The 17,488-nt window shown below is 72.8% G+C and carries 14 protein-coding genes; 10 read left to right on the top strand and 4 right to left on the bottom strand.

Annotated features, from left to right (window positions below; genetic code table 11):
- The first annotated feature begins 87 nt into the window (after positions 1–87).
- The 9 genes from pdhA to ACIBK8_RS31215 all read left to right on the top strand — a co-directional run bounded on the left by pdhA (position 88) and on the right by ACIBK8_RS31215 (position 11,163).
- Positions 88–1,269, top strand: coding sequence for a pyruvate dehydrogenase (acetyl-transferring) E1 component subunit alpha (gene pdhA / locus ACIBK8_RS31255; protein WP_399045565.1), 1,182 nt, complete (start codon positions 88–90; stop codon positions 1,267–1,269).
- The gene (locus tag ACIBK8_RS31250) at positions 1,266–2,300 is read left to right on the top strand and encodes an alpha-ketoacid dehydrogenase subunit beta (RefSeq protein ID WP_399045563.1); all 1,035 of its coding nucleotides are present in this window, start codon (positions 1,266–1,268) and stop codon (positions 2,298–2,300) included. The genes pdhA and ACIBK8_RS31250 overlap by 4 nt, the downstream gene beginning before the upstream one ends.
- Positions 2,300–3,742 carry a dihydrolipoamide acetyltransferase family protein gene (locus tag ACIBK8_RS31245; RefSeq protein WP_399045562.1) on the top strand — a complete coding sequence of 481 codons (1,443 nt, stop codon included), beginning with the start codon at positions 2,300–2,302 and terminating at the stop codon, positions 3,740–3,742. Before ACIBK8_RS31250 ends, ACIBK8_RS31245 begins: the two co-directional genes overlap by 1 nt.
- Before the next feature lie 215 nt (positions 3,743–3,957).
- Positions 3,958–4,875 carry an NTP transferase domain-containing protein gene (locus ACIBK8_RS31240; RefSeq protein WP_399045561.1) on the top strand — a complete coding sequence of 306 codons (918 nt, stop codon included), beginning with the start codon at positions 3,958–3,960 and terminating at the stop codon, positions 4,873–4,875.
- Positions 4,872–6,989 (top strand): molybdopterin-binding protein, encoded by a 2,118-nt coding sequence (locus ACIBK8_RS31235; protein ID WP_399045559.1) that lies wholly within the window; start codon positions 4,872–4,874, stop codon positions 6,987–6,989. Before ACIBK8_RS31240 ends, ACIBK8_RS31235 begins: the two co-directional genes overlap by 4 nt.
- Positions 6,986–8,128: a potassium channel family protein gene (locus ACIBK8_RS31230; protein ID WP_399045557.1), complete on the top strand. Its 1,143-nt coding sequence runs from the start codon at positions 6,986–6,988 to the stop codon at positions 8,126–8,128. The genes ACIBK8_RS31235 and ACIBK8_RS31230 overlap by 4 nt, the downstream gene beginning before the upstream one ends.
- Before the next feature lie 99 nt (positions 8,129–8,227).
- Positions 8,228–9,208, top strand: a complete 981-nt coding sequence (locus ACIBK8_RS31225) for an NAD(P)H-quinone oxidoreductase (protein WP_393684302.1) — start codon at positions 8,228–8,230, stop codon at positions 9,206–9,208.
- A gap of 194 nt (positions 9,209–9,402) precedes the next feature.
- Complete coding sequence (locus ACIBK8_RS31220) at positions 9,403–10,335, top strand: hypothetical protein (protein ID WP_399045555.1); 933 nt, start codon at positions 9,403–9,405, stop codon at positions 10,333–10,335.
- 261 nt (positions 10,336–10,596) lie between these two features.
- Positions 10,597–11,163, top strand: a complete 567-nt coding sequence (locus tag ACIBK8_RS31215) for a bacterial proteasome activator family protein (protein WP_393684298.1) — start codon at positions 10,597–10,599, stop codon at positions 11,161–11,163.
- Positions 11,164–11,277: 114 nt separating this feature from the next.
- Here ACIBK8_RS31215 and ACIBK8_RS31210 read toward each other — a convergent pair whose 3' ends face one another.
- Positions 11,278–12,939, bottom strand: a complete 1,662-nt coding sequence (locus ACIBK8_RS31210) for a protein kinase (protein ID WP_399045553.1) — start codon at positions 12,937–12,939, stop codon at positions 11,278–11,280.
- A 340-nt stretch (positions 12,940–13,279) separates the two neighbouring features.
- Here ACIBK8_RS31210 and ACIBK8_RS31205 point away from each other — a divergent pair, with 340 nt between their 5' ends.
- Positions 13,280–14,899, top strand: a complete 1,620-nt coding sequence (locus ACIBK8_RS31205) for a protein kinase (protein WP_399045552.1) — start codon at positions 13,280–13,282, stop codon at positions 14,897–14,899.
- A gap of 13 nt (positions 14,900–14,912) precedes the next feature.
- Here ACIBK8_RS31205 and ACIBK8_RS31200 read toward each other — a convergent pair whose 3' ends face one another.
- The 3 genes from ACIBK8_RS31200 to ACIBK8_RS31190 form a co-directional block, all read right to left on the bottom strand.
- Positions 14,913–15,956, bottom strand: a complete 1,044-nt coding sequence (locus tag ACIBK8_RS31200) for a phosphotransferase (protein WP_399045550.1) — start codon at positions 15,954–15,956, stop codon at positions 14,913–14,915.
- 30 nt (positions 15,957–15,986) lie between these two features.
- Positions 15,987–16,397 (bottom strand): pyridoxamine 5'-phosphate oxidase family protein, encoded by a 411-nt coding sequence (locus tag ACIBK8_RS31195; protein WP_399045548.1) that lies wholly within the window; start codon positions 16,395–16,397, stop codon positions 15,987–15,989.
- Positions 16,398–16,527: 130 nt separating this feature from the next.
- Positions 16,528–17,184, bottom strand: a complete 657-nt coding sequence (locus ACIBK8_RS31190) for a response regulator (protein WP_393684288.1) — start codon at positions 17,182–17,184, stop codon at positions 16,528–16,530.
- Positions 17,185–17,488: the final 304 nt, after the last annotated feature.

Here is a 17,488-nt window from a genome sequence, read left to right as displayed (position 1 = left end):
GCCTTGGTGATCCTGCCCATCCGTCGCCTGCCCCCACCCCATATGAGGCGCTTCGCGCCACCCCTTCGATTCGAGGAGGTGCTCGTCATGACGGTCCTTGAGCAGCCCGGTAGCAGCAGGAACAAGGGCGCACTGCCCGGCCCTGCGCCCGCCTGGCGTCCGCGCGTCGATCCGGCGCCCCTCCTGCCGGACGCGGAACCCCATCGCGTCCTGGGGACGGACGCCGCCCGCAAGCTCGACCCCGCCCTGTTGACCAGGCTCTATGAACAGCTCGTACGCGGCCGGCGGTACAACACCCAGGCGACCGCCCTGACCCGGCAGGGCCGCCTGGCGGTCTACCCGTCGTCCACAGGACAGGAAGCCTGCGAAGTGGCGGCGGCGCTCGTCCTGGAACAGCAGGACTGGCTCTTTCCCAGCTACCGCGACACCCTCGCCGCCGTGGCCCGCGGTCTGGACCCGGTGCAGGCACTGACGCTCCTCAGGGGCGACTGGCACACCGGCTACGACCCCCGCGAGCAGCGGATCGCCCCCTTGTGCACCCCGCTCGCCACCCAGCTCCCGCACGCCGTGGGCCTGGCGCACGCCGCCCGCCTCAAGGGGGACGACGTGGTCGCGATGGCCATGGTCGGCGACGGTGGCACCAGCGAGGGCGACTTCCACGAAGCCCTGAACTTCGCCGCCGTCTGGCAGGCGCCGGTCGTCTTCCTCGTCCAGAACAACGGATTCGCGATCTCCGTGCCGCTGGCCAAGCAGACCGCCGCGCCCTCGCTCGCCCACAAGGCGGTCGGCTACGGCATGCCGGGCCGCCTGGTGGACGGCAACGACGCGGCGGCCCTGCACGAAGTCCTCACCGAGGCCGTCGAACGGGCCCGCAACGGCGGCGGCCCGACCCTCGTCGAGGCCGTCACCTATCGCATCGAGGCGCACACCAACGCCGACGACGCCACGCGCTACCGCGCCGCATCCGAGGTCGAGGCATGGCGGGCACACGACCCGATAGCCCTCCTGGAACGCGAGTTGGCCTCCCGCGACCTGCTGTCCGACGACTTCGTGGCCGCCACCAGGGACGGCGCCGAGGCGATGGCCGCCGACCTGCGGGAGCGGATGAACCAGGACCCGACCCTGGACCCGATGGACCTGTTCCCCCATGTCTACGCCGAGCAGCCCGGCCAACTGCGCGAACAGGCGGCACAGTTGCGTGCCGAGCTGGCCGCGGAGGCCGCCGGAACCGAAGCCGGCAACGAGCCCGCCCAGGAGGCCAGGCCATGACGACGACCGCACCGGCCACCGCGCGCAAGCCCGCCACCATGGCGCAGGCACTGACCCGCGCGCTGCACGACGCCATGGCGGACGACCCGTCCGTCCACGTCATGGGCGAGGACGTGGGCACCCTGGGCGGTGTCTTCCGCGTCACCGACGGCCTGGCCGAGAAGTTCGGCGAGGACCGGTGCAGCGACACCCCGCTGGCCGAGGCCGGCATCCTCGGTACGGCAGTCGGCATGGCCATGTACGGGCTGCGGCCGGTCGTCGAGATGCAGTTCGACGCCTTCGCCTACCCGGCGTTCGAGCAGCTTGTGAGCCACGTCGCCAAGATGCGCAACCGCACCCGCGGCGCCCTGCCGATGCCGCTGACCATCCGCATCCCGTACGGCGGCGGCATCGGCGGCGTCGAGCACCACAGCGACTCCTCCGAGGCGTACTACCTGGCGACCCCCGGGCTCCAGGTGGTCACCCCCGCCACGGTCGAGGACGCCTACGGCCTGCTGCGGGCCGCCATCGCCTCCGACGACCCGGTCGTCTTCCTCGAACCCAAGCGGCTCTACTGGTCGAAGTCCGACTGGTCGCCTGATAACCCCGAGCCGGTCGAGCCCCTGGGCCGCGCCGCGATACGCCGCCGCGGCGCGGACGCCACGCTGATCACCTACGGCCCCTCGCTGCCGGTCTGCATGGAAGCCGCGGAGGCCGCCCGTGCGGAGGGCTGGGACCTGGAAGTGGTCGACCTGCGGTCCCTGATGCCGTTCGACGACGAGACCGTCTGCGCGTCGGTGCGCCGCACCGGCCGGGCCGTCGTCGTCCACGAAGCCCACGGATTCGGCGGCCCCGGTGGCGAGATCGCCGCCCGCATCACGGAGCGCTGCTTCCACCACCTGGAGGCGCCGGTGCTGCGGGTGGCGGGATTCGACATTCCGTATCCGCCGCCCATGCTGGAGAGGCATCATCTCCCTGGTGTGGACCGGATTCTCGATACGGTCGCCCGGCTCCAGTGGGAGTCGGACTGGATCGAAGGAAGGGGGGAGTGATGGCTGTGGTCCGTGAATTCACCCTGCCTGACCTGGGGGAGGGCCTCACCGAAGCCACCATCGTCCAGTGGATGGTCGAGGTCGGCGAGGTGGTGGCCGTCGATCAGCCGGTCGTCGAGGTCGAGACGGCCAAGGCGATGGTGGAGGTGCCCTGCCCGTACGGCGGCGTGGTCACCGCCCGCTTCGGTGACGAGGGTGCCGATCTCCCGGTCGGAGCGCCCCTGTTGACCGTCGCCGTCGGCGCGTCCCCGGAGCCCGATGACGCGGAGCCGGCGTCCACCGCGCCGTCGGAAGCTCCCCCGGAGCCGCAGGCCGAGGGCTCGGGAAACGTGCTGGTCGGCTACGGAACCAGCGCATCCGCATCCCGCCGCCGTCGCGTCAGGCCGGGCGTCGGCACCACCAAGGCCAACGGCGGCGGCACGGGCCTCGCGGACGACGCCAGGACCGGGGCCGTGGCGGAGGTGCACGAGCGGGCCGAGACGTCCGGGCAGTGCCGCTCGGTGGCCGTCATCTCCCCGCTGGTGCGCCGCATGGCACGGGAGCACGGCCTCGACCTGAGCGCACTGCACGGCAGCGGGCGGGACGGTCTGATCCTGCGAACGGATGTCGAGCGCGCGGTCCGGCAGCGGGAAGCGGCGGCTTCCGGAGCCACCGCGGGTCTCGCCGGCCCGGCCACCGTGACCGCTCCGCCCGCAACGGCCCTCGGCACCCGCTCCGCCCCGGGGGCGGCACCCGAGACCGCGGCCCCGGCGGAGGGTGAACGCATTCCGCTCCGGGGGATGCGCGGCGCCGCGGCCGAGAAGTTCAGCCGCAGCCGCCGGGAGATCCCGGACGCGACCTGCTGGGTGGACGCCGACGCCACCGAACTCCTCGCCGCCCGCAGGGCGATGAACACCCCGGGCGCCCCCAAGGTGTCACTGCTCGCGCTGCTGGCCCGGATCTGCACCGCGGCACTGGCGCGGTACCCCGAGCTGAACGCGACGATCGACACCGAGAGCCAGGAGATCGTCCGGCTGCCCGCGGTCCACCTCGGGTTCGCCGCGCAGACCGACCGGGGCCTGGTGGTGCCGGTGGTGCGGGACGCCCAGGCCCGCACGGTCGAGGGGCTCTCCGAAGAGATCTCCCGCCTCACCGACAGCGCACGGGCCGGCGGACTCTCCCTCGCCGACCTGACCCGCGGCACCTTCACCCTCAACAACTACGGCGTCTTCGGGGTGGACGGCTCCACACCGATCATCAACCACCCCGAAGCCGCGATGCTCGGCGTGGGCCGGATAGCCGCCAAACCCTGGGTGCACGAAGGCGAGTTGGCCGTCCGTCAGGTCGTCCAGCTCTCGTTCACCTTCGACCACCGGGTGTGCGACGGCGGCACGGCCGGCGGCTTCCTGAGGCACGTCGCCGACTGCGTGGAGCAGCCCGCGCTGCTGCTGCGCAACCTGTAGGCGGGGCACGGGCGGCGGTTGGGGCGCGCACTCGGGGGGCCCACCCGGGGCGCGCCGGGAACCGGTGGCGCCCGTGTGACGGGTGGCGTCCCGGCGCAGTCCGTGGCGCCGTCCCGACCATTGGCGTCCCGACCGTTGGCGTCCGACCGGGTCCGCGTGCCCGAAGGTGCCCGTGACGTCGGTGTGGCCGCCCGGATCCCGGCGATACTCAAGGGGTGAGCGACCACACCGACTACGACACCATCGTGCTGGCAGGCGGCGCGGCCCGGCGGCTCGGCGGGGCGGACAAACCCGCCCTGTCCGTCGGCGGTCGCCCGCTCCTGGACCGGGTACTCGACGCCTGCCAGGACGCCGCGACCACGGTCGTCGTCGGCCCCGCACGCCCGACCGCACGCGCCGTCGTCCACGCCAGGGAGAACCCGCCGGGCGGCGGCCCGTTGGCAGCCCTCGACGCCGGACTGCGGCACACCACCGCGCCCTGGGTGCTGGTCCTCTCCGCCGACCTCCCCTTCCTGACGGCGGCGACCGTACGCACCCTCTTGGAGGTGGCGGTTGGCGAGGCGCCCTCCTCGGGGACGGGGCCCGCCCCCGAGGGCGCCATGCTGCGGGACGCGGGCGGGCGCGACCAGCCGCTGGTGGCTGCCTACCGGGCCGATGCGCTGCGCCGGGAGATGGACCTGCTGCGCACCGAACGCGGCACCCTGGCCGGTCTTCCGCTGCGCGCCGTGCTGTCCCGACTCGCGGTCGAACGGGTCCAGGACGCCACGGCCACGGCATCCTTCGACTGCGACACCTGGGAGGACATCAGCGCAGCTCGCGCGCGTATCAGGGAGCATGGCAACGTGTTGGACGAATGGATCACCGCAGTCAAGGCCGAACTGGGCATCACCCTCGATGTCGACACGACGGCGCTCCTGGACCTGGCCCGTGACGCGGCGCACGGCGTGGCACGCCCGGCAGCGCCGCTGACGACGTTCCTGATCGGCTACGCGGCGGGCCGCCAGGACGGCGACGTGACGGAGCTGGCCGAGCGGGTCGCCGCACTGGCCAACCGCTGGGCCGCGGAAACCACGGACGGCGGCGATGGCGCCCCGTCCACCGGCGGCAGGCCCGCAGGGAAGCCCGCGGAATGACCGACGGGGAGTTCGACGACGCGTTCGCCGACGCACTGGCCCTGGCCAACGGCGACCGGGCGGCGGCGCGGGCCCCGCGGTCCGAGGGACGCACCGCTCGGGGGACGGCGGAAACCGCGTCCGACGCGGGCGGCACCGGCCCTGGAGAGGCCGAAGCCGCTCCGCGCACCGGCCGCACCGACCCGGTGGCCGGAGGCCCCGCGGCAGGCGGCGCGCGCGGTGACGCGCAGCCGGACGCGTGCTTCGGCTGGGACTTCTGGCCCGACGAACCCCGGGGCGCGGACGCCGGTCAGCCCCAGGACACCGGCCGGAACGAGCGCCGGGGCACGGCCGGAAGCCGGGCCCGGAAGCAGACCACGGCCGCGGACCACGGCGCGGCGCACGAACCGGAATCCGGCACCGGCGCGGCACCCACACCCCGGGAACCCGCTCCGCGCACCGCCACCACCGCAAAGCCGTCCACCACCACGGCGCCGCCCACGACCCCGAAGCCGTCCGCCACCACGGATCCGCCCGTCACCGCAGACCGGCCCACCACCCGCCTCGCGACCGACGCCTTCGCCGACCCCCGACCCCCGCTTGCCGACCCCCGCCCCCCGCTCGTCGCCGCCGACCCCGGCGGGCCGGCGGAGCCCGGCAGCCCCGGCGACCGCAAGGCCCCGGCGGAGCCCGGCAGCCCCGGCGACCGCAAGGCCCCGGCGGCCCGCGGCGGGCACTCCGAGCCGTCCTCTCCCTGGCAGGTGGCCCGGGAGATCGCCAGGAAAGCGGCCAAGGGCCCGCGCCCGCCCGAGACGACCGCGCCGGCCGACGCGCTCGGCCGTACGCTCGCCGCGCCGCTCACCGCCCTGACCGACCTGCCCTCGTTCGACACCTCCGCGATGGACGGCTGGGCCGTCTCAGGCCCCGGCCCCTGGTCCCTCGACCAGGAGGCCGGCGACCGCCCGCCCGGCACGTCGGCCCCCGGGACGCACCGCCCGGCCGCATCCCACGGCCTCCTCGCCGGGCACACCTCCGCCGCCGTACTCCCCGACGGGCACGCGGTGGCGATCGCCACCGGGGCACGGGTGCCGGCCGGGGCCACCGCCGTGCTGCGCAGCGAGCACGGCGAGGTGCGTGAACTGGCGGACGGGCGCGCCCGGTTGTTCTCCCCCTGGCCCGCACCGCTGGGCCAGGACATCCGCCCGCGCGGCCAGGAATGCGGTCGCGGCGATCAGCTGCTGCCGGCCGGTACGCCGGTGACCCCCGCGGTCCTCGGCCTGGCCGCAGCCGCCGGATACGACGAGCTGACGACGTTTCCGCGGCCCCGCGTCGAGGTCCTCGTCCTGGGCGATGAACTGCTCCGGCACGGCCTCCCCCAGGACGGCCGGATCCGGGACGCGCTCGGCCCGATGCTCGGCCCCTGGCTGCGGGCCCTGGGCACCGACGTGGCCCCGCCCCGGCACCTCACCGACGACCTCGGCACGCTCCACGCGGCCGTATCCGCGTCCACCGCCGACCTGGTCATCACCACCGGCGGCACCGCGTCGGGCCCCGTCGACCACGTGCATCCCACGCTGCGCGGCCTGGGCGCCGAGGTGCTGGTGGACGGCGTGCAGGTGCGGCCAGGCCATCCCATGCTGCTGGCCAGGCTCGCCCCCGGCCGGCACCTCGTGGGGCTGCCCGGCAACCCCCTCGCCGCCGTCTCCGGCCTGCTGACCCTGGCCGAACCGCTGCTCGGAACGCTCGCCGCGCGCCGTCCCTCGCTCCCGCACCGCGCGCCGCTCGGCGACGCCGTACCGGGGCATCCGCACGACACCCGGCTGGTCCCGGTGATCTACCGCGAGGACGCACGCGGGCTGACGGCACAGCCGCTGCGCTTCCACGGGCCCGCCATGCTGCGCGGCATCGCGGCGGCCGACGCGCTCGCCGTCATCCCGCCCGGCGGCGCGGAACGCGGCACCGAGGTCGGCATCCTGGAACTTCCCTGGCCGGCCGGCGGGACGGCGGGCGGCCCCGAGAGCGGGCTGACGGACCGGTCCGCGCCGGGCCCCGCGTACGGACCCGGTGCGCACCCCGGCCCCGCCGGTCCCGTACGCTCCACTGTTCCCGCACCCCCGACCGGAGGCGCCGCGTGAAGCTCCCCTCCCACGATGCCGCGGCGCGTGAGATCCCCGAGGACAACTCCCACCAGGTGATGCTGCCGCGCCGGACGCCGGTGGCGCCGATACGGCAGGTCGCCAGGCGGCTGCTGATGGCCCTGCTGGTCCTCGTCGCGACGGTCGTCATCGTCTGGATCGACCGCGACGAGTACCACGACAACGCCAACGGCTCGGTCGACCTGCTCGACTGCGTCTACTACGCCACCGTCACGCTCTCCACCACCGGCTACGGCGACATCGTCCCGTACGGCGACAGCGCACGGCTGCTGAACATCCTGCTCATCACGCCCCTGCGGGTGCTCTTCCTGATCATCCTGGTCGGCACCACACTGGAAGTGCTGACCGAGCGCACCCGCGAGCAGTGGCAACTGAAACGCTGGAGAAAAACCTTGCGTGACCACACCGTCGTCGTCGGCTACGGAACCAAGGGCCGTTCCGCGGTCCAGACCCTCTGCGCCACCGGCCTGACCCGCGACCGCATCGTGGTCGTCGACCCCAGCCCCAAGGTGATCGACTCGGCGGTCGCCGAGGGCTTCGTTGGTGTGATCGGCGACGCCACCCGCAGCGATGTGCTCGTACGGGCCGAGATCCAGCGCGCCCACCAGGTGATCATCGCGACCCAGCGCGACGACACTGCCGTACTGGTCTCGTTGACCGCGCGTCAGCTGAACAAGAAGGCCAACATCGTGGCCGCGGTCCGCGAGGAGGAGAACGCGCCGCTGCTGCGGCAGTCCGGCGCGGATTCCGTGATCACCTCGGCCAGCGCGGCCGGACGCCTGCTGGGACTCTCCGTCCAGAGCCCCAGCGCCGGCACGGTGATGGAGGACCTGATCCAGCAGGGCAGCGGCCTCGACCTGATCGAGCGTCCGGTGGTGAAGGCCGAGGTCGGCAAGTCCGTACGCGAGACGGGCGACCTGGTCGTCTCCGTCCTGCGCGGCCACCGGCTCCTCGGCTACGACGACCCGGCGGCCAGCCCGCTCCAGGCCGCCGACCGGCTGATCACCATCGTCCGCGCGGTCCCGGACGACCCGGACCTGGCGGGCCGGAGCAGCCGCACCGGCAAGTCGCCGCTGCCCGGCTCGGGGGTCTCGCCGATGCGCCGGGCGGACGACTGAGCACGGACGCAAGGACGGCCCGCGGTCTGCCCACACGGGGCGGGGCCGCGCGGCCCCGTGCTGTCGCCCCTGGCACCACCGGCGAGTAGCCTCGCGGCCATGCGAGCGATCACCATTCCCGAACCCGGCGGCCCCGAAGCCCTCGTCTGGGCCGACGTGCCGGATCCGCAGCCCGCCGAAGGCGAGGTCCTGATCGAGGTCGTGGCCAGCGCGGTCAACCGCGCTGATCTGCTGCAGCGTCAGGGCTTCTACGATCCGCCGCCCGGCTCGTCCCCCTACCCCGGCCTCGAATGCGCCGGACGGATCGCGGCGCTCGGGCCCGGCGTGCACGGCTGGTCCGTCGGCGACGAGGTGTGCGCCCTGCTGGTCGGCGGCGGGTACGCGGAGAAGGTCGCCGTCCCGGCGGGACAGGTGCTGCCGCTGCCGCAGGGCCTCGACATGGTGTCGGCCGCCGCGCTGCCCGAAGTCGCCTGCACGGTCTGGTCGAACGTCTTCATGATCGCGCATCTGCGCCCCGGCGAGACCCTGCTGGTGCACGGCGGGTCCAGCGGCATCGGCACCATGGCGATCCAGCTGGCCAAGGCCGTCGGCGCGCGCGTCGCGGTCACCGCGGGCGGCGCCGAAAAGCTGGCGCGGTGCGCCGAGTTGGGCGCCGACATCCTCATCGACTACCGCGAACAGGACTTCGTCGAGGAGATCCGCCGGGCCACCGACGGCAAGGGCGCGGACGTCATCCTCGACATCATCGGCGCGAAGTACCTGGAACGGAACGTCAAGGCGCTGGCGGTCAGCGGGCGGCTCGCCATCATCGGCATGCAGGGCGGGATCAAGGCGGAGCTGAACATCGGCACCCTGCTCTCCAAGCGTGCCGCGATCACCGCGGCCGGCCTGCGCGCCCGCCCGCTGGGCGAGAAGGCGGCCATCGTCGCGGCCGTACGCGAACACATCTGGCCGCTGATCGCCAACGGCCAGGTCCGCCCGATCATCGACCGCACGATCCCGATGGACCAGGCCGCCGAGGCGCACCGCGTCGTCGACGCGAGCACCCACGTCGGCAAGGTCGTCCTGACGACGGGCTGAGCACGACCGGACGGGCCGGCCACCGCGGGACGGTGGCCGGCCCGCCGCCTGCCCGCCCCCCCGGCCCGCCTTCGCAGGGCCCGCGTTCCCCGCCCCGCCCCGTCACCTGAGCGACATCTCCAAGATGCCGCGACCCGGGTGCCGTGTGACGCTGAGCACGTCACTCGACGGCTCGGCACGGGAGGGGCACGACCGTGGCTCCACGATTCCGTACGCGCTTTGCCACCGGCCTGCTGGTGTTGTCCGCCGCGCTGCCCGTCCCGGTGGCGGCCCTCGTCGCGGCGGCGTCACCGGCGGGCGCCGCCCCCACCGACCGCAGCTTCCTGCGCGCGGCCCGCGCCGCCGATACCGCTCCGCCGCGCCTGCGGCTCACGGGCGGCGGCGCGACCCACCGCCACCATCACGACGGCCCGGCCTCCGACAGCCACCTGCCGGAACCCTTCGCCGGTCTCGCCGAGCTGCCGGACGCCTTCCTCGGGTTCCTGGACGAGCCGCGGCACCCGCACGGCCGGTACGCCGATGACACCCCGTGGTCCCATGTCCCGCCGCACGGCCCGCCCATCGTCCCCCCGCCCCCGGCGGATTCCGTACCGGGCGACGCCGGCCGGGACGCGAACGGACCGCCCGTGAACGGTGCCGTCCCGCCCGGTGGATGGCCGGACCTGGCGGACGCGCCCGCCGAGACCGGTGGTCCCGGCGCGCCCGCCGGGGCGATCCCGTCCGGCCCGCCCCGGCACGCGGCAGACCCTGACGCCGGCCGTCCCGCCCCGGGAGCCAAAAGGCCGGGCACGGGCACCCCGTCCGGCAAGGCGAAGCCGCCCCGCCCCGCCGCCTCGCCTTCGGCCTCCCCCAGCTCCGCCGTCTCGCCGAGCCGGCCGTCGCACCGGCGGGGCACCGGGACGTCGAGCCGCCCGCCCCGCTGGGACGAGCCGTCGGCAACCGTCGGCAGTGAGGACCGGCGCAGCTCGGAGCCGGCGGCGGTGGAGGCCGAATCGCCCACCGCGGGCGGGCCGTACACCTTCAACGGCTCGACGGCCCGGGTCGAGCGGGTGCTGCCGATGGGAGCAGGACTGGCCCTCACCGGCCTCGGCCTGGCCTTCCTCGCCCTGCGGCTGCGCCGGTACTGATCTCCCGGCCGGGAGGCGCGTACGGCATGCCGCGGCGCCGGTTTCACGTGAAACCCGAATGGCGGACACGGCCGGCCCCGCCGGTTTCACGTGAAACCTCGCGGACCCGAAGCGAGGGGCGGGCGCCTCCTGCCTCCGGCCGCCCCCCCCGCTACCGCAGGTCACCAGAGGCGGACGGAGCGGCCCGGGGTTCGCGGAGGGTGGATCACGGTGTGGTGGGGGCACCCTCGTGGAAGGTCGCGTGTACGAGAGAATGGCGGCATGGATATGCCGATGAACGAACGGTCGCAGGAGAGTCCGCACGTCCTGGTTGTCGGCCCGGACGGCATGGCGCTCGGCAGCGCCGGCTCCGGCGGCGGGGACGGCGACGAAGAGCCCCGGGAGATGCCGGTGACGGACATGGTCGAGCAGCCGGCGAAGGTCATGCGGATCGGCAGCATGATCAAGCAGTTGCTGGAGGAAGTGAAGGCCGCTCCGCTGGACGAAGCGAGCCGGGTCCGCCTGAAGGAGATCCACTCCAGCTCGGTCAAGGAGCTGGAGGACGGGCTGGCGCCCGAACTGGTCGAGGAACTGGAGCGGTTGTCGCTGCCGTTCACCGACGAATCGGTGCCCACCGACGCGGAACTGCGCATCGCGCAGGCCCAGTTGGTCGGCTGGCTGGAGGGCCTGTTCCACGGCATCCAGACCGCGCTGTTCGCGCAACAGATGGCCGCCCGCGCCCAGTTGGAGACGATGCGCCGGGCACTGCCGCCCGGTGCCGCAGCGGCGGAGGACGGCGAGGACCACCTCGGCGGTCACGGCGCCACCCGCTCCGGCCCGTATCTCTGACCGTCCGGCCCGCCGGTGTCCTGTCACCGGACGAGGCAGGGAACGCAGAGAGGGGCCCGGCGCGCATTCCGCGTGCCGGGCCCCTCTTCTCCGTGTTCTCCGTGCGGTCCCGCGTCAGTTGCTGCGCCCCGTCGAGACGGTGAGCTCGATGGGTTCGCCGCTGTCCGGATCCCACCGGTCGAGGCCGGTCGGCGACTGCTTCGTGACGGTGTTCTTCCCCCAGAGCGAGTCGTTCTCCTCCTTGACGGTGTACTTCCAGCCCGCCGCGTCCATGCACGCCTTCACCGACTCCAGGTTCCGGTAGATGAAGGACGGGAAATAGACCTTCTTCTTCTCGCCGTAGGGGTGGGAGGCGTTGGTGCACCTGTCGGTCGTCACCGTCGAGTTCTTGTCCTCGGGCCGGGTGCTCACCGTCGGGGACGAGTACGGCGTGTACGTCGACGTGGGGCTGCTGCCGCTGCCCTTGTTGTCCCCGGATCCGGCGCTCAGCCCGATGCCGATCGCGATGGCGGTCACCACGACGACACCGACGATCGCCGAGACGACGATCACCGGGGTGTTGTTCTTCCGCGGACGCGGGCCGCCGCCGACCGGCATCGGGGGCGCCACGGGCGGCGGTGTGAACGGTGCCGGAGCCGGGGCGGGGGTCGGGAAACCGCCGGCGTTGTACGGTGCGGGGCCCGGCACCGGAGTCGGGAAGGCGTTGTTCACCGGCGGCGGGGTGGAGGGCCCGAAGCCCCCGTTCTGCGGCGGCTGGTACGGCTGCTGCACGTTCGGCGGCGCCGGGGTGTGCGGAGCGTTGCCGGTCGCCGTGGGGAATACCGCGGAGGAGACCGACGCACCGCTCGTGCGCGCCCGCGGGCCCTCGCTGATGATCAGCGGTGTCCCGCCGGACTGCGCGGTTCCGGCGATGCGCAGGCACTCGTCCTGCATCGCCTCGGCGGTGGGGAAACGCTCGTTGGGGTTCTTCTTCAGCGCACGGGCGACCAGCGCGTCCACCGCGGGCGGCACCGACTGGTTGATGCTCGACGGAACCGGCGGCTCCTCCTGCACGTGCGCGTACGCGATCGCGAGCGGGGAGTCCGCGTCGAACGGCAGTTGCCCGGTCAGCAGCTCGAAGAGCATGATGCCGACGGAGTAGAGGTCGGAGCGGGCGTCCACGGCGCGGCCCAGCGCCTGCTCGGGCGAGAGGTACTGCGGGGTGCCGACGACCATGCCGGTCTGCGTCATCGACGTCACACCGGACTGCATGGCGCGGGCGATACCGAAGTCCATGACCTTGACGACGTTGCGCTTGGTCATCATGACGTTGCCCGGCTTGATGTCCCGGTGGACCAGGCCCATCTCATGGCTCGCTTCGAGCGCGGCGAGCACATCCGCGGTGATTTTCAGTGCTTTTTCGGTCGGCATCGCGCCGTGCTGCGCAATGTCGTTGTCCAGTTCGGAACGGAGCGGCTGTCCTGAGACGTACTCCATGATGATGTACGGCACCATGCCGCCGTCGATTTCGTCCTCGCCGGAGTCGAAAACCGAGACGATATTGGTGTGCGTCAGCTTGGCGACGGACTGCGCCTCACGCCGGAATCGCTCACGAAATGCCTGCTCACGGCCCAGTTCCGTGTGCAGGGTCTTGATCGCCACCTCGCGGTCGAGCACGCTGTCGTAGGCGAGGTGCACGGATGCCATACCGCCGGCGCCGAGAAGATCACGAAGCTGGTAACGTCCTCCGCCGACCGCCCGGCCATCGAATTGGCCCTGAGCGCCGTCCTGGCTCATCGTTCCGCTTCCCCCTCGGCGCACTGCCTGCATGTATGGCGATCAAAATCCATGATTTCGCTGCCAAGTCTGCCCCAGGCCGGGGACACGTCAAGCTGTGTGCCCGTTCCGTGACCAGATGTGCAAGATCCGGTTACGGCCGGGAACGGACGAGGGCTTCGATTACCCGCGGTCAACTTGCGACACTTGGTATCCGGAAGGTTTGATGGCCGGTCCTCCACGGACCGGCGGGTGCCGCGGAGCCTGTAGCGTGCTCCAACAGGGCGGGCGCAGTTTCGCCAGGCCCTGGCGAGGACCGAGACCTTACCGCTCACGCGGATCGATTCGACGGCGAGGACCGATGGCACCGACGCAGAGCCCCCAGGGCCCGTCCGATCCTGACGCCACCGGCTCCAATATCCCCGACGTACCGGAGATGTGGGGCAACGGCGGGCTGGTCGGCGACGGCCGCTACCGGCTCACGCACCGGCTCGGCCGCGGTGGCATGGCGGAGGTGTTCGCCGCCGAGGACGTACGGCTCGGCCGTACCGTCGCCGTGAAGCTGCTGCGCGCCGACCTCGCCGAGGACCCGGTGTCCAAGGCCCGCTTCACCCGCGAGGCACAGTCCGTGGCCGGCCTGAACCACCACGCGGTGGTCGCGGTCTACGACTCGGGCGAGGACTTCGTCGGCGGCAACACCGTGCCGTACATCGTGATGGAGCTGGTCGAGGGCCGGACCATCCGTGACCTGCTGCTGAACGCCGACGCACCGCCGCCGGACCAGGCACTGATCATCGTCTCCGGTGTGCTGGAGGCGCTGGCCTACAGCCATCAGCACGGCATCGTGCACCGTGACATCAAGCCCGCGAACGTGATCATCACGAACAGCGGCGCCGTCAAGGTCATGGACTTCGGCATCGCCCGCGCGCTGCACGGCGCCCAGTCCACGATGACCCAGACCGGCATGGTCATGGGCACCCCGCAGTACCTCTCCCCCGAGCAGGCGCTCGGCAAGACCGTCGACACCCGCTCCGACCTCTACGCCACCGGCTGTCTGCTGTACGAACTGCTCGCGCTGCGACCGCCGTTCACCGGCGAGACGCCGCTCTCGGTTGTCTACCAGCACGTCCAGGACATGCCCGTCCCGCCGTCCGATGTCGCCGACGCGGTGCCGCCGGAGCTGGACGGCCTGGTCATGCGCTCGCTGGCCAAGGACCCCGACGACCGTTTCCAGACCGCGGAGGAGATGCGCGGCCTGGTCCAGTACTCGCTGCAGATGCTGCACGAGCAGGGTGGCCACACCGGCACCTGGAACACCGGCCCGGTCGCCGTGCACGAGGGCGGCACCCCAGCGATGGGCACCGCGGCCACCACCGCGATGCCGCGCTCGGACGCCGGCCCCACCGCGGCCAACCCGATCCTGCCGCCCGGGATGCACGCGGACGACGGCGCCTTCGAGGGCGGCCACCGCTCCGCGAAGAGCGGACGCGGCAAGATCTGGCTGATCGCGGCGCTCGCGGTGATCGCCATCGCCGTCGGCGTGGCCTTCGCGCTGCAGAACAGCGGCAACGGCGGCGGCACGTCCCCCGACCCCACCAAGTCGCCCTCCGCCTCGTCATCGACGGAGGAGGAGACCACCGAGCCGCCGAGCGACGAGCCGACGGACGAGGTCACCGAACCCGGCGGGACCGGCGGCTACACCCAGCCGCAGCCCGAGACCACCCCGCCGCCCGAGAGCCCCTCCACATCCCAGACCCCCTCCAGCCCGGTGGAGACCCCGACGACCACGCCCCCGACCAGCACCACGGGCGGCACCACCGACGGCGGGACGACGGACGGCGGCACCACCGACGGCGGGACGACGGACGGCGGGACGACGGACGGCGGCACCACCGACGGCGGGACGACGGACGGCGGGACCACCGACGGGGGCTCCACCACGGGTACGGACGCCGGGGCGGTGGCCGGGGCGGGCGGCTGAGCCGCCCCGCGGTTCACCCGGTGAACGCGTCCCGTACCGCCTCGTATTCGCGCGTCCACCACACGGCCAGCGCGGAGGCGGCGGGGAACTGCGGATCGGTGCGCCGGTCGCCCAGCCGGTAGCGCCAGGTGAGCATCCAGAAGTCGTTCAGCCGCTCCCACCACACCCGGTGGACGGCCGCGGCCAGCTCGCCGGCATCCGCGCCGCGCGCGCTGCGGTAGGCGCCCGCGTACGCCGCCACCTTCGCCAGGTCCAGCGTCCCGCCGGGACGCACGAAGAAGATCGCCGCGGCGCGCACCGCCTCCTCCGCGCGGGGCTGCACGCTCAGCCGGTCCCAGTCCACGATCGCGGCGGGTTCGGCGTCCCGGTAGAGGACGTTCAGCGGGTGGAAGTCGCCGTGCACCCAGCCGGTGGCGGCTGCGGCGGGGTCCGCGGGACGCCGGTGGGCATGGCGCGCCAGCAGCGTCCGGCGCTCCCGCAGCCGGTGTTCGGCCAGTTCGTCGAAGCTGGTGCGCGGGCGGGTGCCGCGGGCCATGGCCAGCAGTTCGTCGATCATCTCGAAGGTCCGCGCGGGCTCCGCGCTGCGCTGCGGACGCGGCGTGCGCCGTGGTGCGGAGCCGGTCCGCATGACCTGTTCCAGGGCGGTGTGGACGAGGCCGAGCAGCGCGCCGAGGTGCCGGGACTGGCCGGGGCTGAGCGCGGCGCCGCCGAGGTGTTCGCCCTCGACCCACGGATGCAGGGCGTAGCAGCGGCCGTCCAGGACGGTGACCGTGCGGCCGTCGGCGCGGGCGCGCGGCGGGGCGAGGGGCAGGCCGAGCGCGGCGAGCCTGCGGGTGGCGCGGTGTTGGCGCGCGATGCCGGTGCGGTCGCCGTCGAGGTGGTGCTTGAGGAAGAACCGGCCGTGGGTGGTGACCAGAACGTATCCGCGGTTGAGCAGCCCCTCGGCGACGGGTTCGCAGGAGAGCGGCTCCCCTGCGTCGACGTAGTGGTGCAGTAACGAGTCGAGGGTGGGTCCGTCGGGCGCGACCGCCGTCCGGACTACAGATGAGCGCAGCACGCGCCAGATGTTAGATCACTGGCCAGGGGACTAGTGGGCGTATCGGAAGACCGGTACGTCCGCCAGGTGGTGCATCGTCATGAATTCCGGCTCGATGCGCAGGAACACCGGGTCGAACGGCACGCCGTCGGCCAGCCGCGGGGTGCGGCCGAAGCGCTCGCGTTCGGCCGGCGCGGGCTCGATGACCCTGGCGGTGCCGGTGCACTGCACGGACCAGGCGTCGCAGGCGCCACTGTCGACGTTGTCCGCCTCGTACGCGACGACGCTGCCGTCCAGCGCGTGGTGGTAGCCGTAACCGCGGTGCAGCCGCAGGATCAGCCGGCCGTCGGTGACGAGATGCCGGGTGACGGTGGTGAAGGGCAGTGCCCGCCGGCTGGCCGACACCCGTCCGTACGGGGTGCGGCTGAGCAGTTCGATCGCGCGGTGGTCGTCGGTGGGCATGCTGCCAGCGTGCCCATGGCAACCGGCCGTCAGTAGAGGCAGCAGCCCCGAGAATCCGGGACGTTGGTCCCGATTGGCGCGCCGGAATCCGGGACGGCGGGCCGGGGTGCGGGCGCCGTCCCGGTGGGGGTCAGCGGCGCTCGGCCTGCATCCGGGCGACGTAGGCGGCGGCTTGGGAGCGGCGGGCCATGCCGAGCTTGGAGAGCAGGCTGGAGACGTAATTCTTGATCGTCTTCTCGGCGAGGTGAAGCCGTTCGCCGATGGCGCGGTTGGTCAGGCCCTCGCCGATCAGGTCGAGGATCTTGCGTTCCTGGTCGGTGAGGCTCGCCAGCTTGTCGTCACCCTTGTCGGCGCCGCCGCGCAGCCGTTCGAGAACGCGGGCGGTGGCCACGGGGTCGAGCAGTGACTTTCCGGCCGCGACGTCACGGACGGCGGCCAGCAGCTCGTTGCCGCGGATGGCTTTGAGGACATATCCGGCCGCACCGGCCATGATCGCATCGAAAAGGGCCTCGTCGTCCGCGAACGAGGTGAGCATCAGGCAGGCGATGTCCTCGTTCTGCGCCCGGATCTCGCGGCAGACCTCGACGCCGCTGCCGTCCGGTAGCCGGACATCGAGTACGGCTACATCCGGACGCGTCGCCGGGATCCTGACCAGGGCATCTGCGGCGGTGCCTGCTTCACCGACCACTTCGATGTCGTCCTCGACCGCCAGCATTTCGTGGACGCCCCGCCGCACCACTTCGTGATCATCGAGCAGGAATACCGTGATTTTTCCGTCTTCGCGCACGGCCCCAGTCTCACACATGGACTCTTCCCGTGCTCCAGGTCACCGATATAACGTGCCGTTGTCCCGGCGGCCTGCAACGCTGTGACCAGGAGTTGTTCCCAGCCTTGGCGATTTACTTGGAAATCCAAGCAAAATCGCAGGTCAGGGCCGTTTCCACTTAGGCTTTGACAATAGGTAACGTGCAATGAGCAGGCCACCTTCCGGGGCGCTTTGTTCCACCCGGATCAGGCCGCGTTCGCACACACCCCGTGCGCCGTATCGGATACCGGGTGAGCCGCAATACGGCCACCGGCGGACCCCGGGG

Source organism: Streptomyces sp. NPDC050161 (assembly GCF_044460025.1).
Lineage (GTDB): Bacteria > Actinomycetota > Actinomycetes > Streptomycetales > Streptomycetaceae > Streptomyces.
This window is presented reverse-complemented; position numbering and strand designations above follow the sequence as displayed.